The organism is Labrenzia sp. 5N (genome assembly GCF_012395805.1).
Classification (GTDB): Bacteria; Pseudomonadota; Alphaproteobacteria; order Rhizobiales; family Stappiaceae; genus Roseibium; species Roseibium algicola.
The window spans coordinates 103,446-128,738 of sequence record NZ_JAAZTM010000013.1; the positions used below are offsets into that span (position 1 = coordinate 103,446).

Here is a 25,293-nt window from a genome sequence, read left to right on the forward strand (position 1 = left end):
GGTGATGGCGATGACTGAGCCCAGACTGATTGAAATCTCTCCTGTCACCCGCGTGGAAGGCCATGGCAAGGTGACGATCCACCTGAACGCGGAAAACGAGGTGGATGAAGCCCGGCTGCACATTGTCGAATTCCGCGGCTTCGAGCGGTTCATCCGCGGCCGGCTGATGTGGGAAGTGCCGGTGATCGTGCAGCGGCTTTGCGGCATCTGCCCTGTCAGCCACCATCTGGCGGCAGCAAAAGCCATGGACATGATCGCCGGTGTCGATCAGTTGACGCCGACGGCGGAAAAGATGCGCCGGCTGATGCATTACGGCCAGGTGATGCAGTCCCACGTGCTGCACTTCTTCCACCTGGCAGCGCCCGATCTCCTGTTCGGCTTCGGTGCGCCTGCGGAAAAGCGCAACATCTTCGAGGTGATCAAGGAAAATCCGGAACTCGGCAAGCGCGCCGTCCTGATGCGCAAATACGGGCAGGAGATCATCGAGGCGACGGCAGGCAAGAAAGTGCACGGCACCGGCGCCATTCCCGGTGGTATCAATCGCAACCTGCCCATCGAACGGCGGGATCATTTTCTCGCCTCGGTGGACCAGATGATCGAATGGTCCCTGGATGCGGTGAAACTCGCCAGGAACTACACGCTGGAGCATGAAGACCTGGTTGCCGAGTTCGGGTCGTTCCCCTCCAACTACATGTCACTGGTGCGCGAGAGCGACGGAGCTCTCGATCTCTATCACGGCAATCTGCGGGCTCTCAGCTCCACCGGAGACATGATCTTCGATCAGGTGCCTTACACGAAATATCACGAGCTGATTGTCGAGGACGTGCGCTCCTGGTCGTACATGAAATTCCCCTTCATCAAGACGCTTGGGCCTGACGCCGGCTGGTATCGGGTCGGGCCATTGGCACGCATGAACACGGCAGCCTTCATCGATACGCCTCTGGCCAACGCCGCCCTGAAGGACCTGAAGGCCGTGACCTGCGGCACGCCGAACAATTCCACGCTGGCCAATCACTGGGCGCGGATGATCGAGGTTCTGCACTGCGTCGAAAAGATCAGGGAGCTTCTGAACGATCCCGACCTGCAGGGAACGGATCTGATCGTGAAGGGCGACCGGCGCGAGGAAGGCATCGGCGTGATCGAGGCACCGCGCGGCAATCTCATCCACCATTACAAGGTCGATGAGCATGATCAGGTGACCTATTGCAACCTGATCGTCTCCACGACCCATAACAACGAGGGCATGAACCGCGCGGTTAAGGACGTCGCGGTCAAGCATCTTTCCGGCAAGGAGCAGATCACCGAGGGCATGCTCAACCATGTCGAAGTCGCGATCCGCGCCTATGATCCATGCCTTTCGTGTGCCACCCACGCTCTTGGCCAGATGCCGCTGCAGGTAGAGCTGTTCAATGCGGATGGCGGGTTGGTCGACAGCCGGACGCAGTGTGTGTGAGCGTGGGGAGGTTCAGCGGAATGAATACCTCTCAGATGGTCATCCCGAACGCAGCAAAGCGGAGATCCGGGATCGGCGAGTTCGATACTCTCTTTCGGGAAATGAATTGCCGAGAAATCTGTGCCTCCCCGATCCCGGCTCGCGCTGCGCTTGGCCGGGATGACGCTGGAAAGGGTTTTTGTAGGAACTCTGAAAAGGGGACGTCTTCATGCTTCTGATCGGATATGGCAATCCCGGGCGGGGCGATGACGGGCTTGGGCCGGCCTTGTCCGAGGCAATCGCCGCGCGCGGATTGCCGGGATTGGAGGTCGATACCGATTATCAGCTTGTCGCCGAACATGCGCTGGCGGTCTCGGAGCAAGATGTGGTGATCTTCGTTGACGCGGAGATCGGTGCCGAGGGAGCCTATTCGTTTCGGGAAATCGCGCCGGGTGCACCGGAAGTGCTCGGCAGCCACAGCCTGGTTCCGCAGACTGTTCTGGCGCTTTGCGATATCCTTTATGGCGCCCGACCGAAAGCCTTCGTGCTTGGTATCTCCGGCTATGAATTTGGTGAGGTAAAGGAAGGGCTGTCCGACAAGGCAGCTGCCAATCTGGCTGCAGCCGAGGCTTTCTTGCTGGAGTGGCTGCAAAAGGCAGATCAGCAGAGGGAGGCAGCCCATGCATGAAATGTCACTTTGCGAGAGCATACTCGACATTTTGAAGGATCAGGCGGCGAAGGATAGCTTTACCCGGGTGAAGCGGGTCGCGGTCGACATCGGACCGTTGTCTTGCGTCGAACCAGAGGCGCTGAAATTTGGATTCGACGTCGTCATGCGGGGTTCACTCGCCGAAGGTGCCATACTGGAAATTTCTAGGCCTTCAGCCGAGGCGCTGTGTCTTTCCTGTTTCAAGACCGTGCAGGTGAACGCACGGTTCGATTGCTGCCCGGAATGTGGTTCGGAAGCCCTGCAGGTTGTCAGCGGGGAAGAGCTGAAGATTCGGGAACTGGAGGTGGTGTGATGTGTACGGTATGCGGTTGCAGCGGCTCTCACGAACATGACCATGAGCACTACCATGGACACGCCCATTCACATGGCGCAGGTCATGTCCATTTCGGGGAAGGGGATGCCGGCGTTTCCGTTCCAGGCATGAGCCAGGCGCGGCTGATCCAGATCGAAACCGACATTCTGGGCAAGAACAATTCCTATGCGGACAACAATCGTGCCTTGCTGGTCGCAAAAGGCGTTCTGGCACTCAATCTTGTCTCAAGCCCCGGCTCCGGCAAGACGACGCTGCTTGTCGAGACCTTGAAGCGGATGGCGGGCAGGACCCCGGCTGCAGTCATCGAGGGCGATCAGCAGACGTCTAATGACGCCGACCGGATCCGCGAAACAGGTGTGCCCGCCATTCAGATCAACACCGGCAAGGGCTGCCATCTGGATGCGCATATGGTCGGCCACGCGCTGGAAAGACTGCCTCTGGAAAAGGGCAGTGTGCTTTTCATCGAGAATGTCGGCAATCTGGTTTGTCCGGCGGCGTTCGATCTCGGCGAAGCCAGCAAGGTGGTGATCCTTTCGGTGACGGAAGGCGAGGACAAGCCGCTGAAATACCCCGATATCTTCGCCAACGCCGACCTGATGATCCTCAACAAGGCCGACCTTCTGCCGCATGTGGATTTCTGCGTCGGCGCGGCGATCAGGAATGCACGGCGGGTCAATCACAAGATCCAGGTTCTGCAAGTGTCCGCGCGCACTGGCGGTGGCCTGGACAGCTGGCTAGCCTGGCTGGACGGTGCCCTGAAGATGCAGGCAGCGCACGCACGCAGCCTTGCTGCGGAATAGGAGTTCTCCGTCATGTGTCTCGCCATTCCCGCAAGGGTGGTTTCCGTCGATAGCGACGACATGGCAACCGTCGCTCTGGAAGGGATCCGGAAACCGGTCTCGACGGCTCTCCTGGAGGAGGTTGCCGTTGGCGACTATGTGCTCGTCCATGTCGGCTATGCCCTGCACAAGCTCAGCGAGGAGGAAGCCGAACGGACCCTTCAGCTTATGGCGGAAGCCGGTGTTCTTGCCGAGGAGCTGGAGGAGATGGCGGGCGAGCCGGTGGTGGGGACGGGCGCATGAAATACATCAAGGAATTTCGGGACGGAAAACTGGCGCAAAAGCTTGCCCTTGCAATCGGGCAGGAAGCTGATCCGGACCGACGCTACCATCTGATGGAATTTTGCGGTGGGCATACTCACGCCATTTTCCGTTACGGAGTGCAGGATCTGGTTCCGCAAAATGTCGAGTATGTGCATGGGCCGGGATGCCCGGTCTGTGTCTTGCCGGTACGGCGTCTCGATGATGCGATCGAGCTGGCACTGAAGTCGAATGTGATCCTGACCACCTATGGCGACATGATGCGGGTGCCGGGCACCAAGCAGAAGAGCCTGATCCGGGCCAAGGCCGAAGGCGCCGATATCCGGATGGTCTATTCGACCCAGGATGCCCTGCGGATTGCGCGGGAGAACCCGCAACGGCAGGTGGTCTTTTTCGCCATCGGCTTTGAGACGACGACGCCGCCAACGGCGGTCGCGATCCTGCAGGCAAAGGCGGAAGGCCTGAAGAATTTCTCCGTCTTCTGCAATCACGTTCTGACACCGCCTGCCATCGCCCATATCGTCAACGCTCCGGCGGAGCCGGGGGAGCAGCCTGTGAAAATCGACGGTTTCCTCGGGCCTTCTCACGTCAGCTCGGTCATCGGCTGGGCGCCGTACCAACCGGCGGCGCGGGACTTCAGGAGACCAGTCGTCATTGCCGGCTTTGAGCCGCTCGACGTGATGCAGTCGACCCTGATGCTGATCCGCCAGATCAACGAAGGCCGGCATGAAGTGGAAAACCAGTACACCCGGGTCGTCACGAAGGAAGGCAATCGCAAGGCCCAAAGGCTGGTTGACGACGTTTTGGAGTTGCGCCGGACCTTTGAATGGCGCGGGCTCGGCTATGTTCCTGACAGTGCCCTGAAAATCCGAGAAGCCTATGTCGACTTCGATGCCGAAGTGCGCTTTGCGCTCAGCCCGAAGGAGTCGCGCGAAGTCAAATCCTGCGAATGTCCGGCGATCCTGCGCGGGGTGAAGAAGCCCACGGAATGCAAGCTGTTCGGCACGGTCTGCACGCCGGACAATCCGATGGGGGCCTGCATGGTTTCCTCTGAAGGTGCCTGCGCCGCATACTGGACCTATGGCCGCAAGCGCGAGGCGATTGCCGCCGCCAAGGGAGCTGCGGCGTGACCAGCATCGATCCGCAGGCAAAATTCCGTACCGGCGCTGTCGATATGACCCATGGCGGCGGCGGCCGGGCCATGGCCGTCCTGATCGAGGACCTGTTTCACCGGCATCTGAAAAATACAATCCTGGACCAGGGCCATGATGCGGCGGTGCTCGAAGTGCCGCCAGGACGGCTCGTCATGTCGACCGATGCCCATGTGATCTCGCCGCTGTTCTTTCCAGGTGGCGATATCGGATCGCTGTCGGTCCATGGCACCTTGAACGACGTGGCCATGGCCGGTGCGAGGCCGGTGTCGCTCACCGCGAGCTTCATACTGGAAGAAGGGTTCCCGCTGGCTGATCTGGAACGGATTGTCATATCCATGGCGCGCGCAGCCCGTGAAGCCGGAGTGCCGGTGGTTTCCGGCGATACCAAGGTGGTTGAAAAGGGGAAGGGCGACGGGGTCTTCATCACAACGACCGGTGTTGGAGTTCTGCCGGAAGGCGTCTCGATTTCTCCCGCTGCGGCCAAGCCAGGTCAGGCGGTTCTTCTGTCCGGTACCATTGGCGATCATGGTGTGGCCATCCTGTCGAAACGGGAAAACCTGACCTTCGAAACCGAAATCCAGTCCGACAGTGCAGCACTACATGGCCTCGTCGGTTCGATGGTCGACGCGGTGCCGGGCATTTCGGTTCTGCGGGATCCGACCAGGGGTGGACTGGCAACTGCGCTGAACGAAATCGCTCATGCTTCGAAGGTTGGCGTGATGCTCGACGAGGGTGAGATCCCCGTTCGCCCGGACGTGGAAGGGGCCTGCGAGCTGCTCGGTCTCGACCCGCTTTACGTTGCCAATGAAGGCAAGCTGATCTGCATTTGCGAGGCGTCTGATGCAGACCGGTTGTTGGCGATCATGAAGGCACACCCGCTGGGGCAGAATGCTGCGAAGATCGGCGAAATCGTGGAGGACGCCGATTGCATGGTGGTCATGAAGACCGGCTTCGGCGGCTCCCGTGTTGTCGACTGGCTCTCGGGTGAGCAGCTGCCGCGCATCTGCTGAGGGCCGCATTGGCCCCAAGGCTCTTTCCCAATCCGATGCTTGGCATCCCGGTTTGGCGCAGCCAGGACGAGATCCGGTACACACCGGCCTTTGTGTTCCTCCAGGAGAGGCTGCTTTGTTATCTCAGCCAGGGACTTGAGAGGACGCGTTCGCAGCGCGGCTCATGACCGGGTTCCGGATCTGCGGGCGGCTGCGCCTTCCTTGTCCGGAATGACGGTGAAGGGGCAAGCGGTTCTCGGGGCTTGGCCTATCCGCCCTTTACCTTCAGCTTGCCATTGTCCTTCTTGTCCTGGCCGTCGTTGGCCCATGTGATGCGCAGGTCCAGGCGGGACTGGTCGTCTTCCGTGGTGGCTGTCACCCTGATGGCCATCAGACCTTTCGGGTGCAGGGTAATCTCGCCAGTGTCGTCACCGAATTGCAGCTCGCCCTTGGCGATGCCACGCTTGACGGCGTCGAGCAGTTTCTGGATCGATTTCCTGTCCTGCAGGGACTGGTGCCGGAAACGGCCCTTGCGTTCCATCATGACGACAATCCGTGTTGCTGGAGAATGTGCGCCGGATTGAACAGCTTGGCGTGGGGATAATCCCGGCTGATGCCGACGATGTTGCCATCCGGGCAGATGATCGTGGCGCCGGTGCCAATGCCTTCAAGACCTTCGGAGCTTCTGGAATGCCGGTCGAGCGTGATGTCCGCTTCCAGATGCAAGAGGCCGTGCTTGGCCGTCAGCTCCTGTCCGCTGTGCCTGTTGACGTGCCCCTGTACCAGCATCCTGATGCCGGCAAGATGGAGATCGTCTACGCCGGTTTCGGTCAGGGGATGGTCCACATCCCGGTATTTCGTGCGCATCAGATTGGCGATGGTGCCGGAGTAGAACACGAAGGGATCCTTCCGGCTTTCCTTCCGAAAGCGGCGATTGACGTGGGCCACACCTTTTGCCGAGATCTGTGCAGCCATGTGATCATCGATACCGGCATGCACGAACAGCAGCGAGCCGCTCTGATGCACGGCCTTGAGGCTTTGAAAGAACCAGGCGTAGCGTCCGCCGGGTTCAACGAAGAGTTCCCGGCATTTGAGCGCGGCAGCATACAGCTGACGAATGGTAAGGCCGACTTCGGCGGCGTGTTCCGCGAACTTGTCCGCCTTCTTCTTAAGCCGCTGCATTTCCTTGCGGATGGCCGCGTCACTCAGATAGCGTGAGGCTGCCTTCGGAAATTGTCTGGTCCACTTCTTTCCCGGAACCATCAGCGACAGGCAGGTTTCCTCGTCGGGCAGCATGGCGAGGTTGGCCGAGCTGCCGACATACCGCTCGTGCACTTCCTTCAAGAGCGGCATCACCTTCTTTCCCATGCGAACGAACATATGGGCGTTGAGCGAGCTGCGCTTGACCGTGAGGGCTTCGAGACCGAGGTAAAGCCGCAGGTCGTGGTTGCCGGCGAGGATGACGACATCGGCGCCGGTTTTCAGCAGGGCGCTGAGGCTGTCGAGAAGGTCCAGATTGCTGGGGCCCTTGTCCAGGCAATCGCCACCGATGATGAACTGGCAGCTTCGGCCGAAGGGCGTCAGGTGAAAGTCGCTCAGACCATTTCCATTGCGCTGGATTGTCCGTGCCGCCGTCAGGGATCTCAACAGACTTTCCGCATCCGCATGCAGGTCGGAAATGAAGATCACCGGCTTTTCCGGCCAGTCCCAGGGGCCAAGAGCATTTGCCCGGGCAAGGCTGCCGACAACACCGGGAAGGGTGCTTTCGGTGGTGAACTGGCCGAGGGGCAGATTCCCGATGGGCGCTAGTGGCCAGGGGACACAGCTTTCGGGCAGGCCGAGATCAATGGCTTCCGCCTGGTCCATCGGCGGCAGAAGCGGGGTCAGTGGCAGATGGGTCATCATGGCAGCAATCCGGTTCAATCCGTTGCGGTTTCAAGTGGCTGTCGCAGTTTCCAGTCACCCCGGTGGTGCACCCAGGTGCCGTCGCTCTCCAGTTTCAGGACGACGGCGCGCGCGTGGTGCATGCTGAGCTGGCGGATCTGATCAAACGTCAGCACACCCAGGCAATGGGCGGCATGTCGTATGGAAGCACCGTGGCCGACGAAGATCCGGGCACCGGGTCCAGCCTCGTCATCCAGATCTTTCATCTTCTGATTCAGGAACGCAGCCACCCGCTGTCCGGCTTCCATCAGGCTCTCAGCGCCCTGAACCGGCAGTCTGTGGTGGCTATTCGACTTCCAGTCTCCCGGCAGCGGTGCGGTGCGTGGATCGTCTGCTATCACCTGCTCGATTTCCCGCAAGGTCAGGTTGGCAAGGGCACCGACACTGCGTTCGGCAAGAGCTTCGTCCTCGGTGATCGTGAAGTCCGATCCGAGGACTTCACCAAGCGACTGGCCGAGAATCGCTGCCGTCTGCCAGGCTCTGAGCTGGCGTGAACACAAGATCTCCGGTGCCAGCCGGATGCCTTCCTGCCGCGCGATGTCTGCAATCTCGGCGCCAAGTTCTTGTGCCTGCACCTTGCCTACATCGGTCAGGCCATAGGGCTGCAGGGCACTCGGCGTGTCCGGTTTTTGATTGTAAGCGCCATGACGCACCAGGATGGCGAAGCGGTCTGTCATGGCGTTTGTCCCAGCAGCTCCGCACCGGCTTCAAACAGGGCGTCGAAATCGATCAGTCCCTTCACTTCCCACACCTGAACACCTTCGAGCGCCCCCAGGTAGGCCTCTGTGTCGAGCGGTGTTTTCATCGGCCAGAACGGGCCTTGCGGCGTCTGGTAGAACGGGCCGGGGTTCTTCATGATCGCGGACAGAAGATCCGGCCGGTCCTTCAGATCCGTCTTGCTTACTTCGGTCGCGTCGGCGCTGTCGCGGGACCAGTTCAACACCCAGAAATCTGTCAGGCGCGCATCGTGGGAAATGCGCCCGGGGCCATAGATGTCATCGATGAAGAGGTCGTATTTTTCTTCCAGGTGCCAGAGTTCGTCCGGTTCCAGGTTGCGCAGTTCCTCTTCGCGCTCCTCGTCGATAAGACCGGTCAGCCGTGCATTGGTGACGATGGTGCCCGGGTTGATGCGCGGCAGTTTCGGAATGCCGAGCGCATCGGTACTGTTGCCGGCATTGCGCACGAGAAGGCGGTCGTTGGTGACATACTGCGTGCCGGTGAGTTCCATCAGGCGCAACATCGAGGTGGACTTGCCGCCGCCGGAAAGGCCCGATATCGCAAGCCCCCTGTTGGGGGTGCGGACAGCCGCTGCATGACAGGCGACCCACCCCTGCCGCTGGAAGTGATTGAGAAACTGGGTGTTGATGAAGTTGATCACCTGGTTGGGGTGATCGTCCGTAGGGCCAAAGGCGATCGCCCAGTCGGGGGATTGCAGGAACTGCAGACCCGTGCGGACCTTCAGGATCAGGCGCCCGTTTTCAAGGTCGCAGACCGCATCCTTGCGGCCGGACTTTCCCGTTTCCCGCTCCCAGTCGGTGTACTCCGGGTCGAAGGGCAGTTCCATGGATCCGAGCACATGGACGATCCTGTCCGGTTCGCTCGGCGCGGAAATCACATGCTGGAAATAGCGCAACAATTCGGCCAGAAGCGCCGAAGAGGTGCATCTTACCTCGACCACATGGCCGCCGACCGTGAGGCACACCGGATCGCAGTTTCGCGTTTCCCGAGCCGGGGAAAGAGCGTCGACAACGTCCTGGACGGTTATGCCGGTCATCCGCGCACCTTTTCAATTACATGGTTGGCGTAAAGCTTGGCAGCGTCGATGCCGGCGCCTTCCAGAGCTCCCTTGAAACCACCGAAGGCCGAGACCTCAAACACGACCGGTCCGCTGTCCGTCAGGCCAACATCCACGGTGGTGAAGTCGAGATCGAACGGTTCCTGCGCGCGGCGCGCCAGTTCGATCAGGTCGGCATCAGGTTCGAACGGTTCGTATTTACCGCCGTGAAGGATGGTCGTGTTCCAGCTGTTTGTCTGGGCGACGCGGGCATAGGTGCCGAGATAGGACCCGCCGAGGAAAACTATGCCGAGGTCCCTGCCGGAAAGATTGACCTTCTTCTGCAGGTACATCACCGGATTGTCGGCCTTGAACGCGGCAATCTTGTGCCGGAGGGCTGTTTCGCCTTCGGCGGCATCCATCAGCGTCATGCCGCGGGCCTTGGTCGAAAACAGGGGCTTGAACACCGCACTGCCGAACCGCAGGACGGCGGCCAGGGCTTCGTCTTCGCTTTCGCTCACACAGGTGGCTGGCATGGGAATGCCTGCATTGGCCAGGGTCACGGTGCAGCTCAGCCGGTTGACCAGGCCGAGAATGGACCTTGTGCTGGAAAGGACCCTGGTGCCGCTGGCCTCGGCAAGGCGCAACATCTCCAGCCGGTCCAGCGTTGCGGGGCTGTAGGTCTGGCTGATCTTCTTGACCACGATGCCGTCGAGGCTGCAAAGATCGATCTGCCCAGCCATCAGCGCCCTGGCTTCCAGATCCAGAACGACGTCGGCCATGTCGACCACGCAGCGAAAACCTGTTTGTGCTTCCAGGGCGTCCGCCAGAACTTCCGTCGACCATTTGCCGGGGATGCCGACAACGCCGATCCTGAGGTCAGTCAACGAAGATCTCCTTCATTTGCAGGCGGAACCGGGCCTCGGCGCCAGGCGGGCAGGCAAGAGCCTGTTCGATCAGGTAGCGGGCACGCAGCCACATGCGCCGGGCATGGGACTTGTCCAGAATGAACCGCGTCGACGTGGCAAAGGACCGGGCAAGGCCAAGGGCAAGCCGATATTCGAACGTGTCGTCACCCTGCTTGCGGGCGAAGGTTCTTACGGATTTGTAGAATGCGAGAGAGACATCGCTGATCCGCCGGCGTGTTTCCCTGTCGAGCACCTGAAGCCGGTAATTCGAGACCATGAACACGGAAACGTCCTGGACGTAGTCCATGTAGCGGGAGCGATGCAGGTCGACGAAGTGGATCCGGTTCTCGCCGGGGTCGTAGATGATGTTGTCGACGTTGAAGTCACCATGGATATAGACGGAAAAGGGAGCTGTTACCCTTGCCTCGCGGTCGGCTGCCTCGATGATCAGGGCGTCGAGCGAGGGAAGGGTTTCTCCCGCGAAATGGATGCCGGTTTCCTTGAATTCCGGGTGAACCCTGCGGACGTCACCAAGGCGTTTGCCAAGTTGCTGCATGCTGCCGAGATCCGCCGGTTCTGCAGTCCGCGTCTGCTTCCAGACGTCTTTCAGCGTGCGGGAAAGACTGGCAAGTGCCTGGTTGCGCAGGGCGTCGCCTTCGTTCAGGACGATGTGCTCGAAGGTCAGGCCGGGCAAATGTTCGATCAGGAGCGCTGCCGACTGGTCGCGTTTGCGGTAGGACAGGATTTTCGGGGCAAGGCCTGGATAGATGGAATGCCAGCTTTTCACCCCCTGGCGCTCTTCCTTGACCTTGCTCTTGTCGCCATCCTTGAAGACCGCCGTAACCGTTTCGGTCTTCTTGTCCTTGATGGCGGAGATGGAACTTCCCGACCTGGTTTCGGCAATCGTTTCAATGGTGACATCGTCGCTGGCCGTGTCCAGGTCCGACATCAGGCTTTGCAGGGCGAAATAGCGTTCGAAATTGACTGCCTGTCCGATGTTGGCGGAAATCAGCGCTTCGCTTATGGCCCGCAGGGATTCGCCCATGCGCTGGAATTCGCTGGCGACCAGCAGGCTGTTGGCGATGTCGGCCGGCAACCGGTCCGGGTTGCGCATGTCGCGTGTGTAGGCCTTGAAGAGCTTGCGGTAGTCAGCCTCGATCTTGTTCTGGAGCTGGCCGATCTCTATGGCCTTTTCACTGTCCCTGCTGAGAAGGGCGTCCTCGATGCGGGCAACGCCTTGCCGGACACGACTGACGATCGCGGGATAACGTTCAGGTTCGAGCGTTACAAAGGTTTCGATGCGCTCTGCATGGCGCAAGGATTGGCGCACCAGGTTGGCGATGCGCTGAAGATCGGTGGCGACAAACTCAAGGCTGCGCAGGGTAAGATGTTTGCGATCGTTCTTTCTGGCTCCGGCCATCTGCTGGACACAGGCCGCAAGAATCCGGCTCTTCAGGTTATGGGCGTATCCGGCACGGTCCATGATCCGGCGTGCCGTCGCTGCCGTCGGTTCCTTGAAGAAGGCTTCAAGCTGTATGAGCTGACCATCGATTTCCGCGCACAGAAAACGGAGATTTTCCCGAATGGTCTTTGGGGCATTAATCATTATGGGGTCCGAGATAGACTTCGGGCTCCCGCGTACAGCCAAGTGAAAACAGTTTTGTGACATAAAGCGGACGTAGCTGTTGAGCTTCGTCGAAACCTATCCAGCGTGTCCCGACCTGATGCGGGTCCGGGCGTGGTCCCAATACCGGTTGGTAGTCTTCGGCAACGCTGCAGGCGAAAATGAAATCGAGCTGGTGCTGATATTCTCTTGCGGCCTGTTTGCGCCGATGAACTTCCGCCACATGCATCAGGTGCGACACGGTGATTGCGGCACCGATTTCTTCCACGCATTCGCGCTTCAGGCAGGCTTCAAGCGTTTCGCCCGGGTCCTGCTTGCCGCCGGGCAGAGTGAAGTACCGGCCTTTGACGGGGTGTCGCTTGTCTTGCACCAGCAGCCGGTCACCCCGGCGGATAAAGGCTCTTGGTGTTGAGCGGATGACGGGCCGAAACACGGCACCTTTTAGGGGCGCGTCACTTGCGATGGATCTCGCTCCCTGTTCAGGCCTGCCGGTTCGGGACCTGCCAGACCGGCTGGCGCAGCTTCTGTCAGGGGCCCGCTTCGGCTTTCAGCAGGGCCGTGATGGGGCGAGTATAGGTGAGTCGCTCACCGCGAGCGAACCGATCTTCGACTGTTCACGGTTTCAAGTGGTTCCAGGCCGCTCAGATATCCGGCCCCATGGCGCGACCTTCTGTCGAGGGGTCGATGTCGTTGCGCAATTTCTCCAGTGCGCGCATGCGCTCCTGGGCCCGCTTCTGGTTCTCACGGGTGACGCCGGTGATGAGCACTTCGGCAATCGCCATGAGCGCCAGCGAGGAGTCCCATGGGGAAGGGACCGCGACGCGGGCAGGCAGAACGAAGGTGGCGATGCGGCCGACCGGTGACATCCAGCTATCGGTGACAAGGGCCACGGTCGCGCCCTGTCGGGCGGCAGCTTCGGCAAACTGGATGATTTCAGCCTGGTAGCGCCGGATATCGAAAACGACGACGACGTCCTTCGGACCGATGCCGATGAGCTGGTCCAGCCAGTTGCCCTGCTGGCCGGCAACGTGATTGACGTTGGCTCGCACGATCCGCAGATGCGCCGCCATGTAACGGGCAAGGCCGTCGGTAAAGCGGCCCCCGATCAGGTGCACATGCTTGCGTTCGTCTGACAGCAGCTTGACGAGGCCGGTCAGTTCACCTTTCGGCAGATGGGCAAAGGTCTCGCGCACATTTTCCAGAAGCTGGCTGACATGGGGGTCGCCGACCGGGTCGTCTTCCATGTTGGCACTGCGGGCGAGTGGCGAATTCAGCTGGCTTTCCAGTTCGCCGCGGAGCTTGCGCTGAAACTCGGCGAAGCCGGGAAAGCCCAGGCGGCCGACGAAGCGCAGGATGGTGGGGGAACTGACCCCCGCGGCTTCTGCAAACTGGGCGACGGTGCCCAGTCCCTGCATCGGGTAATTGGCCAACAACGCATGCGCCGCCTTCTTTTCCGTGGCGGTGAATTCGTCCAGACGGTCGCGAATATCTTCCAGAAGAGGACGTTCCATGGGCGTCGGCCTTTATGACGGTCCGCGGCACTGAATTTCATTTGACAGCCGCTGCAATCTGCGTATCAAATATTACAGAAGTTAGTTAAGTCGGCAATCCTGTAATAAACATTACAAAATGCAGGGCCGATCTTTCAGGGAGTAGGGAATGGGTTCGAATCCCCAGACCGGAGGAATGACTCGGGCTGTCGCCGTTGAAAATGCGGAGGGAGCGGGGCCTTTCGTTTTTGTCTGCGATCACGCTTCCAACTTCTTTCCGCCCCCCTACGATACATCGCTCGGGATTACCGATGCGGACAAGATTGCGCATATCGCTTGGGACCCGGGAGCGCTCGGCGTTGCCAGGGGGCTGGCCAAGAGCCTTGATGCGCCGCTGGTCCATACCACTGTCTCGCGCCTGATCATCGACTGCAATCGCGAGGAAAACCGGCCTGACCTGATCCCGTGCCTTAGCGAAACCACCAAGATTGCGGGCAACCAGGACCTGTCGGCCGATGAGAAGACCTTCCGTCTGGACCTTGCGCACCGGCCGTTTCACGACGCCATCGACAATGTGATCAGCCAGCGTCTCGAGCGCGGGCTGCCGACAGCGGTGGTCTCTATCCATTCGTTCACACCGGTCTACAAGGGACAGTCCCGTCCCTGGGAAATCGGCCTCATCTACGACAGGGACCGGCGTCTTGCCGATCCGGTCCTGGAGGGCTTGAAGGCCAAGTGTGGCCTGACCGTTGGAGACAACGAGCCGTACGCTCCGTCCGATGGTGTCTATTATACAATCCGTCGGCACGGCGAGGATCGCAAGCTGCCTTGCCTGATGATTGAAATCCGCAACGACGAAGTGAAGACCTCGGCAGAAGAAGCGCAGTGGAGCGATCTTCTGGCGCCCCTGCTGGAGCACGCCGCGCAAGCCGTTGGCGGGCAGACGCAGGGAGAAGCCCATGCTTAAGGCTGCCCGCATCTATATCTGCATCGTCGACGGCTTCAATCGGGGTCTCGGCAAAATAATCATGTGGGGGGTCTTCGTCATGGCGGCGATCCTTCTGTGGTCGTCGATCTCCAAGACCTTCTTCAATCCATCGCTCTGGACACTGGAAGTCGCCCAGTTCGCGATGGTTGCCTATTACATTCTGGGCGGGCCCTATTCCATACAGCTCGGCTCCAATGTGCGCATGGATCTGTTCTATGCCGAGTGGAGCACCAAGAAGAAGGCCTGGTTCGATGCCTTCACGGTGCTGCTGCTGATGTTCTATCTCGGCGTGCTGCTCTATGGCGCGTTGAATTCCACGGCGTACTCGCTTGGCTATTTCGGCAAGGACTCGCTCAGCTTCTGGTGGGACCTGTTCGTTTCCTTCATCACCGGTGGTCCTGACGCGGCAGCTGAAAAGCTCGGCTATATCGAGCGCAGCCCGACGGCCTGGCGGCCCTATCTCTGGCCGGTCAAACTCATAATGATCATTGGATTTGTTTTGATGCTGCTGCAGGCCATCTCGGAATTCATCAAGGATATCGCCCTGATCAAGGGAGAGACGCTCTGATGTCATACGAGATGATCGCTCTCCTGATGTTCTCGTCGATGATGCTGATGCTCCTGACGGGGCAGCGCGTTTTCGGCGCCATCGGTGGCATTGCCGCAATCGCCGCTCTGGCCCTTTGGGGCACTGGCGGTGGCGACATTCCTTTCTCCGCGGCCATGAAGCTGATGAAGTGGTATCCGCTGCTGACGCTGCCGATGTTCATCTTCATGGGCTATGTGCTGTCGGAAACCAAGATCGCCGACGACCTCTACAAGATGTTCCACGTGTGGATGGGCCCGCTCAATGGCGGTCTGGCTATTGGCACGATCCTGCTGATGGTCCTGATTTCCGCCATGAACGGTCTGTCGGTTGCCGGCATGGCCATCGGTGCGACCATCGCCTTGCCGGAACTCCTCAAACGAAAATACGACAAACGGATGGTCACGGGGGTAATCCAGGCCGGGTCGTCGCTTGGCATTCTGGTGCCGCCGTCCGTGGTGCTGGTGCTTTATGCGATGATCGCGCGCGCTCCTGTCGGCCAGCTCTGGCTGGCGGGGGTCGTTCCTGGTCTGATGATGGCAGCCATGTTCGTCGTCTACATCGCGATCCGCTGCAAGATCCAACCTGAACTTGGCCCTGCGCTGACGAAAGAAGAGCGCGACGCCTCCAAGGACGAGAAATACCATCTGCTTCTGGCAGGCATCCTGCCGATCATCATCTTTGCGGTGATGATGGTACCGTTCGTCAAGGGCTACACCAGCCTGGTGGAAAGCTCGGCCATTGGTGCTCTGGCCGCCCTGGTGGCTGCCATCATCCGTCGCCGGATGACCTGGGATATCCTGAAGCTTTGCCTGAAGAACACGCTCGGCATTTCGTGCATGTTCATGTGGATCATCCTTGCCGCCCTCGGGTTCGGCGCGGTGTTTGACGGTCTGGGCGCGGTCAAGGCCATCGAGAGCCTCTTCACCGAACAGCTCGGCCTGTCGCCGTGGATGATCCTGATCCTGATGCAGCTGTCCTTCCTGGTGATGGGCACCTTCCTGGATGATACGGCGATGCTGGTCATCGTGGCACCGCTTTACGTGCCTCTGGTCGCAAGCCTTGATCTGGGCATGCCGGCGGGCGAAGTTCTGATCTGGTACGGGGTGCTCTACACGATCACCACGCAGATCGCCTACATGACACCGCCCTTTGGCTACAATCTATTCTTGATGCGGGCGATGGCGCCCAAGGAAATCAGCATGCGCGACATCTACGGCTCGATTACGCCGTTTGTCGCGGTGATGGTCCTGGCGCTCGTCCTCGTCATGGTTTTCCCGCAAATTGCCCTGTGGTTGCCGGATCTGGTTTACGGCAGGTAGCAAGGAACGGGACAAGAAGACAACGTCCGGAGGAAAAACGGAGTTGGACCGCGGACTTACGAGAGCCGGAAAACGGCCGCACCGCTTTAGCTGAATGTGAAACTTAGGGGAACTTGAGATGACCAACAGACGTGAGTTTCTGAAAAAAGCCGGTATCGGCACTGCCGCCGCCGCCGGAGCGACCACCCTTGCGGCTCCGGCCGTGCATGGCCAGTCGCAGATCAAATGGCGCCTCCAGACCTATGCCGGTCCGGCGCTTGCCGAACACGTGATCAAGCCGCATATCGATGCCTTCAACAAGGCCGCCAACGGCGAGATGGTGATCGAGCTCTACACCGCCGACCAGTTGGTGCCGACGGGCGAACTGTTCCGCGCCATGCAGCAGGGCACGATCGATGCCGTTCAGTCGGACGACGACAGCATGGCGTCCCCGACCGAAGTCACCGTCTTCGGCGGCTACTTCCCGTTCGCTTCCCGTTATTCCCTCGACGTGCCGGTGCTGTTCAACCAGTACGGCCTGAAGGAAATCTGGGAAGAGGAATATGCCAAGGTTGGCGTGAAGCACATTTCCGCAGGTTCCTGGGATCCGTGCCACTTTGCCACCAAGGACCCGATCCGTTCTCTGAAGGATCTTGAAGGCAAGCGCGTCTTCACCTTCCCGACAGCCGGCCGTTTCATGAGCCAGTTCGGCGTCGTGCCGGTCACCCTGCCGTGGGAAGACATCGAGGTCGCCGTTCAGACCGGCGAACTCGACGGCATTGCCTGGTCGGGCATCACCGAGGATTACACCGTCGGCTGGGCGGATGTGACCAACTACTTCCTGACCAACAACATCTCGGGTGCGTGGGCTGGTTCGTTCTTCGCCAACCAGGAGCGCTGGAACGAGCTTCCCGATCACCTGAAGACCATGCTGCAGCTTGCCATGGATGCGTCGCACTACTATCGCCAGTGGTGGTACTGGGGCGGTGAAGCCAACCTGCGCGTCAACGGCACCAAGATGGAGCTGACCTCCATTCCGGACGCCGAATGGGCAACGGTTGAAGAAGCTGCCATGGCCTTCTGGGACGAGATCGCAGCTGAATCCCCGACCAAGGCAAAGGTCGTGGAGATCTTCAAGAAGTACAATCAGGACATGAAGAAGGCCGGCCGGCCTTACCGCTATTCCTGATAGAAACCCGGACCGTGCCGGCCATCGGCAGGCACGGTCGGATCTGCCGGTCCGGAGCGACACCTCCGGACCGGGAATTTCCGGAATTAAATTCTCGACCGCTCAACCTGGAACAACCGTAAAATGCCTGGCAACCTGACCTTTGATGCACTGAAGTCTCTCGTCTCATCCGGCGAGATCGACACGGTGCTGACCTGTATCGTCGACATGCAGGGACGGCTGATGGGCAAGCGTTTCCACGCCCAGCATTTCGTCGACAGTGCCTATCACGAGACCCATTGCTGCAACTATCTGCTGGCAACCGACCTGGAGATGTACACGGTCGAAGGCTATGCGGCGACGAGCTGGTCCGGCGGGTACGGCGACTATGTCATGAAACCGGATCTTTCCTCCCTGCGGCGGGTGCCGTGGCTGGAAGGCACGGCCATGGTGATGTGCGATGTCCTCGATCACCACACCCACAAGGAAGTGCCGCATTCCCCGCGTGCGATGCTGAAATCGCAAGTCGCGCGTCTGGAGGAACTTGGGCTGACGCCGATCATGGCGACCGAGCTGGAGTTTTTCCTGTTCGAGAAAAGCTTTGAGGACATGCGCAAGGGCGGCTACCGCGATCTGGAGCCGATTTCCGGTTACAACGAAGATTACCATATCCTGCAGACCACCAAGGAAGAGGATGTGATGCGCCCGGTGCGCAATCACCTCTATGCCGCCGGTATCCCGGTCGAGAACACCAAGGGTGAAGCCGAAGCCGGGCAGGAAGAGCTCAATATCAAATATGCACCGGCACTCGACACGGCCGAATATCATACCATCGCCAAGCATGCGGTGAAGGAAATTGCCTGGGCAAAAGGGCGTTCCGCGTCGTTCCTTGCCAAGTGGCATCATTCCCGCGTCGGGTCTTCGTCCCATGTGCACCAGTCGCTGTTCGACAAGGACGGCAACAACGTCTTCGTGGATGCCAAGGGCGAATACGGCATGTCCGAGACCATGCGCCACTACATGGCCGGGCTCATAAAGTATGCACCGGACTATACCTATTTCCTGGCGCCCTACATCAACAGCTACAAGCGGTTCCAGAAGGGCACCTTCGCGCCGACCAAGACCGTGTGGTCGGTCGACAACCGCACCGCCGGCTTCCGGCTCTGCGGCGAAGGCACCAAGGGCCTTCGCGTCGAGTGCCGCATCGGCGGTTCCGACCTCAATCCCTATCTGGCACTGGCGGTTCAGATCGCTGCCGGCATCAAGGGCATGGAAGAGAAGCTGGAACTCGACGCTCCGACCACCGGCGACGTCTACGACGCCAAGAAGGCGAGGGAAATTCCGCACACTTTGCGCGAGGCCCGCGAGACCCTGCGCAAGTCGAAATTCCTGCGTGAAGCGTTCTCCGACCAGGTGATCGACCACTATTCCCGCGCCGCCGAATGGGAGCTGGAGGAGTTCGACCGTGTGGTCACCGATTACGAGATTGCCCGCGGCTTCGAGCGGGCGTAAGAGGCGATGAAGCACTAGAAGGCAAGCTGCTTGGTTACCCCTCATCCTGAGGAGGACCGCCAGGTCCGTCTCGAAGGATGGGCGGCACACCGGACAAGCGGCCATCCTTCGAGACAGCGCTCGCGCGCTTCCTCAGGATGAGGGAGGCGGGTGCTGAAAAACAAGAAATCGGAGCCAACCACTTTCAACAAACCGTCCGTAGAGGCGGTTCTGAGAGGTTCAAAATGTCAGATGTCATCAAGCTGATTTCCCCCATCGACGGTTCGGTCTATGCCGAACGCACGGCGCTGGACGACGCCGCGGTCGACCGGGTGGTTTCCACCGCACGGACCGCACAGGCAAGCTGGGCTGCCGTGCCGGTTGCCGAACGCGTTGCCTATTGCCTCAAGGCGCTGGAAGCGCTGAAGGCGATGAACGAAGAAGTCGTGCCCGAACTGGCCTGGCAGATGGGCCGGCCGATACGTTTCGGTGGCGAACTCGGCGGCACCATCGAGCGTACCGAATATTGCGCGAAGATCGCTGCTGAAGCGCTGGCCGATGTGGAGCGCACCGACAAGGCGGGCTTCAAGCGCTACCTGCGCCGCGTGCCGCTCGGCATCGTCATGGTGATCGCGCCGTGGAACTATCCGTTCATGACGGCGATCAATACCATCATGCCGGCGCTGATGGCAGGCAACGTGGTCGTGCTGAAGCATGCCGCGCAGACCCTTCTGGTCGGTGAGCGCCTCGCCAAGGCCTTCGAGATTGCCGGTCTGCCGAAGGGCGTTTTCCAGAACATCGTCCTGACCCACCAGGGCACGGAAAAGCTGCTCGGTTCCGGTCTGATCGACCATGTTAACTTCACAGGTTCCGTCGGCGGCGGACGTGCCATCGAAAAGGCGCTGGCCGGTACCTTCGCGACGCTTGGCCTGGAACTGGGCGGCAAGGACCCGGCATATGTGCGGGCTGATGCAGACCTGAACTATGCGGTTGAGAATCTGGTCGATGGTGCATTCTACAACGCCGGCCAGTGCTGCTGCGGCATCGAACGCGTCTATGTGCATGAAAGCCTCTACGACCGCTTCGTCGAAGGCTTTGTCGATCTGACCAGCCAGTACAAGCTGGGCAATCCGCTGGATGAAGCGACCACTCTCGGCCCGATGGCCCAGGCGCGTTTTGCCGCCTGGATCCGCGAGCAGACGCAAGAAGCTCTGCGCAAGGGCGCGAAGGCGCACATCGATACTTCCAAGTTCGAAGCCGACAAGGAAGGCACGCCCTACCTGGCTCCGCAGGTGCTGACGGACGTCAATCACCAGATGTCCGTGATGCGCGAAGAAAGCTTCGGCCCGGTCGTCGGCATCATGAAGGTGAAGGACGACGAGGAAGCGCTGCAGTTCATGAACGACAGCCCCTATGGCCTCACCGCATCGATCTGGACCGAAGACGTTCAGGCCGCTGCAGAGATCGGCGACAAGATCGAGACCGGCACCGTGTTCATGAACCGTTGCGACTATCTCGACCCGGCGCTTGTCTGGACTGGCGTCAAGGACACCGGCAAGGGCGCTGCCCTTTCCGAAATCGGCTTCCACAATCTCACCCGGCCGAAGTCGTTCCACTTCCGTCTGGAACATTGAGGCCGGTTTGACAAACGACCGAGCAAGCCCAGTTTCCTGGTCCCAAATCGGGCAGGGTGATTGAGCTTGCTCCCCTCTCCCCCTTGAGGGGGAGATGTCTCCGCAAGGAGACAGAGGGGGGTGCCAGCCCCTCGGCAAACTAGGCACCGGAATATACGCAGAGCCCAGTCACCCCCCTCCGTCAGCTTGGCTGACATCTCCCCCGCAAGGAGGGAGAGGGGTGCAAGAGGCAATGCCGAGACTTGTAACTGCCTCCCTTGTCGGTGTGGCAGCGACCAGAACCCTGAGTTTCAAGACAACGAGACACCCATGAGCTCACTTCCTTCCGTCAATTGGTCCTATCCGACCTCCGTTCGCTTCGGTGCCGGCCGCATCAAGGAACTTCCCGATGCTGTCAAGGCCACTGGAATGGCCAATCCGCTGCTGGTCACCGACCCGGGCCTTGCCGGCCTGCCGATGGTCGCAGAGGCGATTGCAAGCCTGGAAGCTGCCGGCCTTAAGGCTGCGGTCTTTTCCGACGTCAAGCCGAACCCGGTCGACAGCAACATTGCTGCCGGTGTCGCCGCCTACAAGGCCGGTGGCCATGATGGTGTCATCGCTTTTGGTGGCGGTTCGGGCCTCGATGCAGGCAAGCTGATCGCCTTCATGTCCGGCCAGACCCGGCCGATCTGGGACTTCGAAGATATCGGCGACTGGTGGACCCGCGCAGATCCGGCCGGTATTGCGCCGATCGTCGCGGTGCCGACCACTGCCGGAACCGGCTCGGAAGTTGGCCGCGCGGGTGTTGTCACCAACGAAGCGACGCACACCAAGAAGGTTATCTTCCACCCGAAAATGCTGCCGGCCATTGTGATCTGCGATCCGGAACTGACCGTCGGCATGCCGCGCTTCATCACCGTCGGCACCGGTATGGACGCTCTGGCACATTGCCTGGAAGCCTATTCCGCACCGATGTATCACCCGATGTCCGAAGGCATCGCGCTTGAAGGCATGCGGCTGGTGTTTGAAAACCTGCCGAAAGTTGCCGCGGATGCGTCCGATCTTGAAGCACGTGGTCACCTGATGAGCGCGGCCGCCATGGGTGCTGTTGCCTTCCAGAAGGGCCTCGGAGCGATCCACTCGCTGTCTCATCCGGTCGGCGCGCTTTATGACACTCACCACGGCATGACCAACGCGGTCTTCATGCCTTACGTGCTGCAGTTCAACAAACCGGCCATCGAACAGAAATTCGAGCGGCTTGCCGGTTTCCTTGGCATCGCCGGCGGTTATCAGGGTGTACTCGATGCAATCCTGAAACTGCGTGAAGACCTCGGCGTACCGCACACGCTTGCCGGTCTCAATGTCGATGACAGCAAGCGCGACCTGATTGCCGAAATGGCGATTGTCGACCCGACCGCAGGCGGCAACCCGGTTCCGCTGACCAAGGAAGGCGCATTGGAAATCTTCGAAAAGGCTCAGCAGGGTACCGTCTGAAGCAAGACCCCTTGACCTCGAAGGCGCACCGGATACCGGTGCGCCTTTTTTTGTTTTTCAGGCCATCTTTCGCAATCACGGCCAAGCGTAGCCAAGCCGGGCCGGTGTGCCGCGGGGCCAGCAGATGGACCAGAACTGTTCGCGGACAGCTTTGACGCTCTCCGATCCCGGGTCTTCTCTTAGCTGCGTCGCGGATGACGTACTCAGAGCCTTTGCACTTCAGGTCGCTCTGATCGATCCCAGGATGAGGTTGGTGGTGTGTGCATTGCTGGCGCTCAGCGCGCCATTCGGTCTTTCTGTTCGAGATCGCGGCTCTCCGCCTTCCGCCACTGATCCGGCGTCATGCCGGTCACCCGCAGGAATTCGCGGTTGAAATTCGACTTGGTCGAAAACCCTGCCCGGTACATGGCCTCGGTCACCGTGATGCCGTCCTGGCGCAGCAGCGTGCAGACATCCTTGATCCTGAAATCGTTCACATAGCGTGAGACATTCATGTCGCGCACCCGGTTGATCGCCTGCGAGAGCTGACGGGCGGGCAGACCGGCACGGCGAGCCAGCCTTGAGAGGTTGAGCGTGTCGTCGCGATGAAGGTGCTGTGCCATCATCAGGGCGTCGACTCGCGCGACGATTTCCGCGTCTTCGGAGGTGGCGGTCTGGGCCGCGGGTTCCGGCTCGGTGTTTGTCTCCGTCTGGGCATGGCCTGCCGTGCGGGCGGCAAGACCGATCAGCAGCAGGCTGACTATATTTGCGTTACTGACCAGAATGGCTGCATGGCTGCCGCCCGAGCGTTCGAAATCGAAAAGGATCACCAGATCGAACAGGGCGGACAGGCACAGGCAGAAGGCGGCCAGCCACAAGGCGCGGTGGGCAGCGGCAGCTTCGTCAAGACGGGCAAGTCCGAGGCCGTCCGGTCCGCGCCAGGCGATCCGTGCCAGGGCTACGGCATAGGCCAGGAACAGCAGCACCAGGGCACTATCCAGCAAGATAGGCGCCGCAAGCATCAGACCCAGAATGACGAGTGCGGCCAGTGGCGCCGCTGCCAGGCGAAACCGTCCGGGCGCGGCCTGATCGACGAGACCGCGAAAGCTCTCATAGGCAAGAGGGGGAAGCAGAGCGGCCAGCAGCGGCTGCACGAAGCGCAAAGCGTCGACGTTATATCCCCAGCGCAGGCCCAGGACGATGGATTGCAGGCAGCACAGGGCAATCAGCATCAGGAAGGCGCGTGTGGCTGTTGCTCCGTTGCTTTTCTTCAGGAACACAAAGACAAGCGCCAGAAGCAACGCGTTGACGAAGGGCAGGGGAACAAACAGCACGGGCAAGGCACCTCGATGGGGCGATGGCGGGGACCTTTATCGCGATCCGGCATGACTGAATCGTGAAAGAGGACGCTTTCCATCACGGCCTTAGCAAGAATTCGGTCATTGCTCCACTGACTGAAAGACCCCTCATGAAAATACAATCTCTTTTCTTGCCGTTGGTTCTCACGCTGGCCGTCACCACACCAGCCAAGGCCCAGGAACCGGTGGGTGTTCGCGAGATCTCGGTAAATTCGAAAGCCAGAGGCGAGGATCTCACTGTTCTGGTCTGGTACCCGGCCAAGCCGGGCGGGGAGGCGGTGCTGATCGGCGATGACAGGATCTTCGAAGGCACGCCAGCATTGACCGATGCCGCAAGGGCGGAAGGGATGTATCCGCTGATCGTGCTCTCGCACGGGTCGGGAGCGTCAGTCGAAAAGATGGCCTGGATCGCGAGCGAACTTGCCGGCGAAGGCTTTATTGTTGCCGGTGCAAATCACCCCGGCACCACCAGCGGCGATTCCACGCCGGAAGATACGCCGAAGCTCTGGCAACGCACGGACGATCTCGCCACGGTGATCGATGAGTTGCTTGCCGATCCGGACTGGTCGGTGTCAATCGATCGAGGAAATATCGGGGCGCTCGGTTTTTCCCTTGGCGGCGCTGCCGTTCTGGAAAGCGTGGGTGCAACGGCAAGCCTGGAGGCTTATGTCGACTATTGCGACACCAATCCGCAGATGCCGGACTGCCAATGGTTCATGGGCGGCAGAGCCTTTGTCGACAGGGAGGAAATCAAGGTCGAGCCGCTTGATCTGCGGACGGTCGACAAGGTTCTTTTCGAACAAAAGAGCCATGATGCCCGGGTCAAGTCTGTTATTGCTGTCGATCCGGCGCTGGCGGCTGCCTTTCAGGAGCAAAGCTTCGCGGGCGTCGGTATGCCGCTGCATTTCCTCAATCTTGGCGTGGCAGGGCAGATCGATGTCGGTGTGCGTTCTGCGCATCTGGCCGCTGCTGCGCCAGACGCCGATCTGGATCACATCGAGGATGCCGTTCATTTCAGCTTCCTGCCCGTGTGCAAGCAAGACGCGATTGCCTTCATGAAATCCATCGGTGAGACGGACAGCCTGTGCACCGATGGTGGCGGCAGGTCTCGTGCCGAGCTGCACGATCAGATGGCCAAGATGATCGTTGACGCTTTCCGGGAAGATTTGAAGGCGGCAAACTGACGGCCTGGCTGGGGACACGATCGAGCTTTTTGCTCAAGTGGACTGCAGCCTCCCGTGCTTTCAGGGGTGGGAGGCTGCCGGTCGGCTCAAGGTGTCAGGATGAAGCGCCCTGGCTGCGTTCGATCAGCTTCAGCACTGCCACAAGCACGATGCCGTAGAGAACATGGCCAACGAGGGCGACCCAGACGATGCCACTGAAGTTCAGGAAGAAGGGCAGGCCAGCGACCGATGTGATGCCGCCGATGGCGAAGACCCAGAGACCGAAACCGTAAATTGCCGACGGCAGGAGCCAGTGGGTGTTGCCGACCACGCGCTGCCACAACGGCGCGAAGATGAACATCCAGCCGACAGGGTAGCCGATCAGTCCGACGGCGTAGAAATGGACGAAATATCCGCCGAAGTCACCGTTCGGAAGACCCAGGCTGCCAAGCAGGCTTTTTGCGAGGCCGTGCGGTGAAAGGGTCGCGAAACCCAAAGCCGGACTGATGATCTGGCCCCAGAGGTCGAACGCGTTGGTTGCAAAGAAGCCTGAGATGAACATCAGACCGAGCGTATGAAAACTCAGGGCGGGCAGGGTGCCGGCAGTCTGGGCCTGGCTGGAAGTCGTATTCATGACGGGATCACTTTCCTGAGATTGTCTCTTCTGCTGGCAGATACTTGGCTCTGAATGCGA

25 protein-coding genes are annotated in these 25,293 nt (G+C 60.2%); 15 read left to right on the forward strand and 10 right to left on the reverse strand.

What is annotated here, in order from left to right:
- Positions 1-10 precede the first annotated feature (10 nt).
- The 7 genes from HEP89_RS13020 to hypE all read left to right on the forward strand — a co-directional run bounded on the left by HEP89_RS13020 (position 11) and on the right by hypE (position 5,739).
- Positions 11-1,453 (forward strand): Ni/Fe hydrogenase subunit alpha, encoded by a 1,443-nt coding sequence (locus HEP89_RS13020; RefSeq protein WP_168692212.1) that lies wholly within the window; start codon positions 11-13, stop codon positions 1,451-1,453.
- A gap of 208 nt (positions 1,454-1,661) precedes the next feature.
- Positions 1,662-2,120 carry a hydrogenase maturation protease gene (locus HEP89_RS13025; RefSeq protein WP_168692213.1) on the forward strand — a complete coding sequence of 153 codons (459 nt, stop codon included), beginning with the start codon at positions 1,662-1,664 and terminating at the stop codon, positions 2,118-2,120.
- Positions 2,113-2,454, forward strand: coding sequence for a hydrogenase maturation nickel metallochaperone HypA (gene hypA, locus HEP89_RS13030; protein ID WP_055656282.1), 342 nt, complete (start codon positions 2,113-2,115; stop codon positions 2,452-2,454). The genes HEP89_RS13025 and hypA overlap by 8 nt, the downstream gene beginning before the upstream one ends.
- A complete protein-coding gene (gene hypB / locus HEP89_RS13035) occupies positions 2,454-3,275 on the forward strand; it encodes a hydrogenase nickel incorporation protein HypB (protein WP_167579552.1) in 822 nt (273 codons plus the stop codon). Before hypA ends, hypB begins: the two co-directional genes overlap by 1 nt.
- A 12-nt stretch (positions 3,276-3,287) precedes the next feature.
- Positions 3,288-3,557: a HypC/HybG/HupF family hydrogenase formation chaperone gene (locus HEP89_RS13040; RefSeq protein ID WP_168692214.1), complete on the forward strand. Its 270-nt coding sequence runs from the start codon at positions 3,288-3,290 to the stop codon at positions 3,555-3,557.
- The gene (gene hypD / locus HEP89_RS13045; RefSeq protein WP_168692215.1) at positions 3,554-4,705 is read left to right on the forward strand and encodes a hydrogenase formation protein HypD; all 1,152 of its coding nucleotides are present in this window, start codon (positions 3,554-3,556) and stop codon (positions 4,703-4,705) included. The genes HEP89_RS13040 and hypD overlap by 4 nt, the downstream gene beginning before the upstream one ends.
- Before the next feature lie 44 nt (positions 4,706-4,749).
- The gene (gene hypE, locus HEP89_RS13050; protein ID WP_168692262.1) at positions 4,750-5,739 is read left to right on the forward strand and encodes a hydrogenase expression/formation protein HypE; all 990 of its coding nucleotides are present in this window, start codon (positions 4,750-4,752) and stop codon (positions 5,737-5,739) included.
- A 247-nt stretch (positions 5,740-5,986) separates the two neighbouring features.
- Here the strand turns inward: hypE and HEP89_RS13055 are convergent, their stop codons facing one another.
- From HEP89_RS13055 to HEP89_RS13090, 8 genes are all read right to left on the reverse strand, one after another.
- A complete protein-coding gene (locus HEP89_RS13055; RefSeq protein ID WP_023003086.1) occupies positions 5,987-6,262 on the reverse strand; it encodes an amphi-Trp domain-containing protein in 276 nt (91 codons plus the stop codon).
- Positions 6,259-7,623 carry a metallophosphoesterase gene (locus HEP89_RS13060; protein WP_209014678.1) on the reverse strand — a complete coding sequence of 455 codons (1,365 nt, stop codon included), beginning with the start codon at positions 7,621-7,623 and terminating at the stop codon, positions 6,259-6,261. Before HEP89_RS13060 ends, HEP89_RS13055 begins: the two co-directional genes overlap by 4 nt.
- A gap of 14 nt (positions 7,624-7,637) precedes the next feature.
- On the reverse strand, positions 7,638-8,339 hold the full coding sequence (locus tag HEP89_RS13065; protein ID WP_168692217.1) for a histidine phosphatase family protein: 702 nt from the start codon (positions 8,337-8,339) through the stop codon (positions 7,638-7,640).
- Positions 8,336-9,436, reverse strand: a complete 1,101-nt coding sequence (locus HEP89_RS13070) for an HprK-related kinase B (RefSeq protein WP_055656270.1) — start codon at positions 9,434-9,436, stop codon at positions 8,336-8,338. The genes HEP89_RS13065 and HEP89_RS13070 overlap by 4 nt, the downstream gene beginning before the upstream one ends.
- Positions 9,433-10,323, reverse strand: coding sequence for a GAK system ATP-grasp enzyme (locus HEP89_RS13075; RefSeq protein ID WP_168692218.1), 891 nt, complete (start codon positions 10,321-10,323; stop codon positions 9,433-9,435). Before HEP89_RS13075 ends, HEP89_RS13070 begins: the two co-directional genes overlap by 4 nt.
- Positions 10,316-11,950, reverse strand: coding sequence for a phosphotransferase (locus HEP89_RS13080; RefSeq protein WP_168692219.1), 1,635 nt, complete (start codon positions 11,948-11,950; stop codon positions 10,316-10,318). Before HEP89_RS13080 ends, HEP89_RS13075 begins: the two co-directional genes overlap by 8 nt.
- On the reverse strand, positions 11,943-12,401 hold the full coding sequence (locus HEP89_RS13085; protein WP_075281942.1) for an NUDIX domain-containing protein: 459 nt from the start codon (positions 12,399-12,401) through the stop codon (positions 11,943-11,945). The genes HEP89_RS13080 and HEP89_RS13085 overlap by 8 nt, the downstream gene beginning before the upstream one ends.
- Before the next feature lie 208 nt (positions 12,402-12,609).
- On the reverse strand, positions 12,610-13,479 hold the full coding sequence (locus tag HEP89_RS13090) for a MurR/RpiR family transcriptional regulator (protein WP_023003093.1): 870 nt from the start codon (positions 13,477-13,479) through the stop codon (positions 12,610-12,612).
- A gap of 175 nt (positions 13,480-13,654) precedes the next feature.
- Between HEP89_RS13090 and HEP89_RS13095 the strand changes: the two genes are divergently transcribed.
- From HEP89_RS13095 to HEP89_RS13125, 7 genes are all read left to right on the forward strand, one after another.
- Positions 13,655-14,425, forward strand: coding sequence for an N-formylglutamate amidohydrolase (locus HEP89_RS13095; RefSeq protein WP_168692220.1), 771 nt, complete (start codon positions 13,655-13,657; stop codon positions 14,423-14,425).
- Positions 14,418-15,014 (forward strand): TRAP transporter small permease subunit, encoded by a 597-nt coding sequence (locus tag HEP89_RS13100; protein WP_168692221.1) that lies wholly within the window; start codon positions 14,418-14,420, stop codon positions 15,012-15,014. Before HEP89_RS13095 ends, HEP89_RS13100 begins: the two co-directional genes overlap by 8 nt.
- Positions 15,014-16,354 (forward strand): TRAP transporter large permease subunit, encoded by a 1,341-nt coding sequence (locus HEP89_RS13105; RefSeq protein WP_023003096.1) that lies wholly within the window; start codon positions 15,014-15,016, stop codon positions 16,352-16,354. The genes HEP89_RS13100 and HEP89_RS13105 overlap by 1 nt, the downstream gene beginning before the upstream one ends.
- A gap of 118 nt (positions 16,355-16,472) precedes the next feature.
- Positions 16,473-17,522, forward strand: a complete 1,050-nt coding sequence (locus HEP89_RS13110) for a TRAP transporter substrate-binding protein (RefSeq protein ID WP_023003097.1) — start codon at positions 16,473-16,475, stop codon at positions 17,520-17,522.
- Positions 17,523-17,645: 123 nt separating this feature from the next.
- A complete protein-coding gene (locus tag HEP89_RS13115; RefSeq protein WP_075281940.1) occupies positions 17,646-19,013 on the forward strand; it encodes a glutamine synthetase family protein in 1,368 nt (455 codons plus the stop codon).
- 224 nt (positions 19,014-19,237) lie between these two features.
- Positions 19,238-20,626, forward strand: coding sequence for an aldehyde dehydrogenase family protein (locus tag HEP89_RS13120; RefSeq protein WP_075281939.1), 1,389 nt, complete (start codon positions 19,238-19,240; stop codon positions 20,624-20,626).
- A gap of 309 nt (positions 20,627-20,935) precedes the next feature.
- Positions 20,936-22,099, forward strand: a complete 1,164-nt coding sequence (locus HEP89_RS13125; RefSeq protein ID WP_168692222.1) for an iron-containing alcohol dehydrogenase — start codon at positions 20,936-20,938, stop codon at positions 22,097-22,099.
- Positions 22,100-22,374: 275 nt separating this feature from the next.
- Here the strand turns inward: HEP89_RS13125 and HEP89_RS13130 are convergent, their stop codons facing one another.
- Complete coding sequence (locus HEP89_RS13130) at positions 22,375-23,412, reverse strand: AraC family transcriptional regulator (RefSeq protein WP_209014682.1); 1,038 nt, start codon at positions 23,410-23,412, stop codon at positions 22,375-22,377.
- Positions 23,413-23,546: 134 nt separating this feature from the next.
- Between HEP89_RS13130 and HEP89_RS13135 the strand changes: the two genes are divergently transcribed.
- Complete coding sequence (locus tag HEP89_RS13135; RefSeq protein ID WP_168692224.1) at positions 23,547-24,620, forward strand: alpha/beta fold hydrolase; 1,074 nt, start codon at positions 23,547-23,549, stop codon at positions 24,618-24,620.
- Positions 24,621-24,714: 94 nt separating this feature from the next.
- Here HEP89_RS13135 and HEP89_RS13140 read toward each other — a convergent pair whose 3' ends face one another.
- On the reverse strand, positions 24,715-25,233 hold the full coding sequence (locus HEP89_RS13140) for a hypothetical protein (protein WP_023003103.1): 519 nt from the start codon (positions 25,231-25,233) through the stop codon (positions 24,715-24,717).
- Positions 25,234-25,293: the final 60 nt, after the last annotated feature.

Bases quoted from the DNA above. Each gene is read 5' to 3' on its own strand.
- HEP89_RS13125 (WP_168692222.1), top strand. From the start codon at position 20,936: ATGAGCTCACTTCCTTCCGTCAATTGGTCCTATCCGACCTCCGTTCGC.
- HEP89_RS13135 (WP_168692224.1), top strand. From the start codon at position 23,547: ATGAAAATACAATCTCTTTTCTTGCCGTTGGTTCTCACGCTGGCCGTC.
- HEP89_RS13090 (WP_023003093.1), bottom strand. From the start codon at position 13,479: ATGGAACGTCCTCTTCTGGAAGATATTCGCGACCGTCTGGACGAATTC.
- HEP89_RS13020 (WP_168692212.1), top strand. From the start codon at position 11: ATGACTGAGCCCAGACTGATTGAAATCTCTCCTGTCACCCGCGTGGAA.
- HEP89_RS13080 (WP_168692219.1), bottom strand. From the start codon at position 11,950: ATGATTAATGCCCCAAAGACCATTCGGGAAAATCTCCGTTTTCTGTGC.
- HEP89_RS13100 (WP_168692221.1), top strand. From the start codon at position 14,418: ATGCTTAAGGCTGCCCGCATCTATATCTGCATCGTCGACGGCTTCAAT.
- HEP89_RS13120 (WP_075281939.1), top strand. From the start codon at position 19,238: ATGTCAGATGTCATCAAGCTGATTTCCCCCATCGACGGTTCGGTCTAT.
- HEP89_RS13095 (WP_168692220.1), top strand. From the start codon at position 13,655: ATGACTCGGGCTGTCGCCGTTGAAAATGCGGAGGGAGCGGGGCCTTTC.
- HEP89_RS13070 (WP_055656270.1), bottom strand. From the start codon at position 9,436: ATGACCGGCATAACCGTCCAGGACGTTGTCGACGCTCTTTCCCCGGCT.
- hypA (WP_055656282.1), top strand. From the start codon at position 2,113: ATGCATGAAATGTCACTTTGCGAGAGCATACTCGACATTTTGAAGGAT.
- HEP89_RS13040 (WP_168692214.1), top strand. From the start codon at position 3,288: ATGTGTCTCGCCATTCCCGCAAGGGTGGTTTCCGTCGATAGCGACGAC.
- hypE (WP_168692262.1), top strand. From the start codon at position 4,750: ATGACCCATGGCGGCGGCGGCCGGGCCATGGCCGTCCTGATCGAGGAC.
- HEP89_RS13110 (WP_023003097.1), top strand. From the start codon at position 16,473: ATGACCAACAGACGTGAGTTTCTGAAAAAAGCCGGTATCGGCACTGCC.
- hypB (WP_167579552.1), top strand. From the start codon at position 2,454: ATGTGTACGGTATGCGGTTGCAGCGGCTCTCACGAACATGACCATGAG.
- HEP89_RS13105 (WP_023003096.1), top strand. From the start codon at position 15,014: ATGTCATACGAGATGATCGCTCTCCTGATGTTCTCGTCGATGATGCTG.
- HEP89_RS13065 (WP_168692217.1), bottom strand. From the start codon at position 8,339: ATGACAGACCGCTTCGCCATCCTGGTGCGTCATGGCGCTTACAATCAA.
- HEP89_RS13055 (WP_023003086.1), bottom strand. From the start codon at position 6,262: ATGATGGAACGCAAGGGCCGTTTCCGGCACCAGTCCCTGCAGGACAGG.
- HEP89_RS13115 (WP_075281940.1), top strand. From the start codon at position 17,646: ATGCCTGGCAACCTGACCTTTGATGCACTGAAGTCTCTCGTCTCATCC.
- HEP89_RS13025 (WP_168692213.1), top strand. From the start codon at position 1,662: ATGCTTCTGATCGGATATGGCAATCCCGGGCGGGGCGATGACGGGCTT.
- HEP89_RS13140 (WP_023003103.1), bottom strand. From the start codon at position 25,233: ATGAATACGACTTCCAGCCAGGCCCAGACTGCCGGCACCCTGCCCGCC.
- HEP89_RS13060 (WP_209014678.1), bottom strand. From the start codon at position 7,623: ATGATGACCCATCTGCCACTGACCCCGCTTCTGCCGCCGATGGACCAG.
- hypD (WP_168692215.1), top strand. From the start codon at position 3,554: ATGAAATACATCAAGGAATTTCGGGACGGAAAACTGGCGCAAAAGCTT.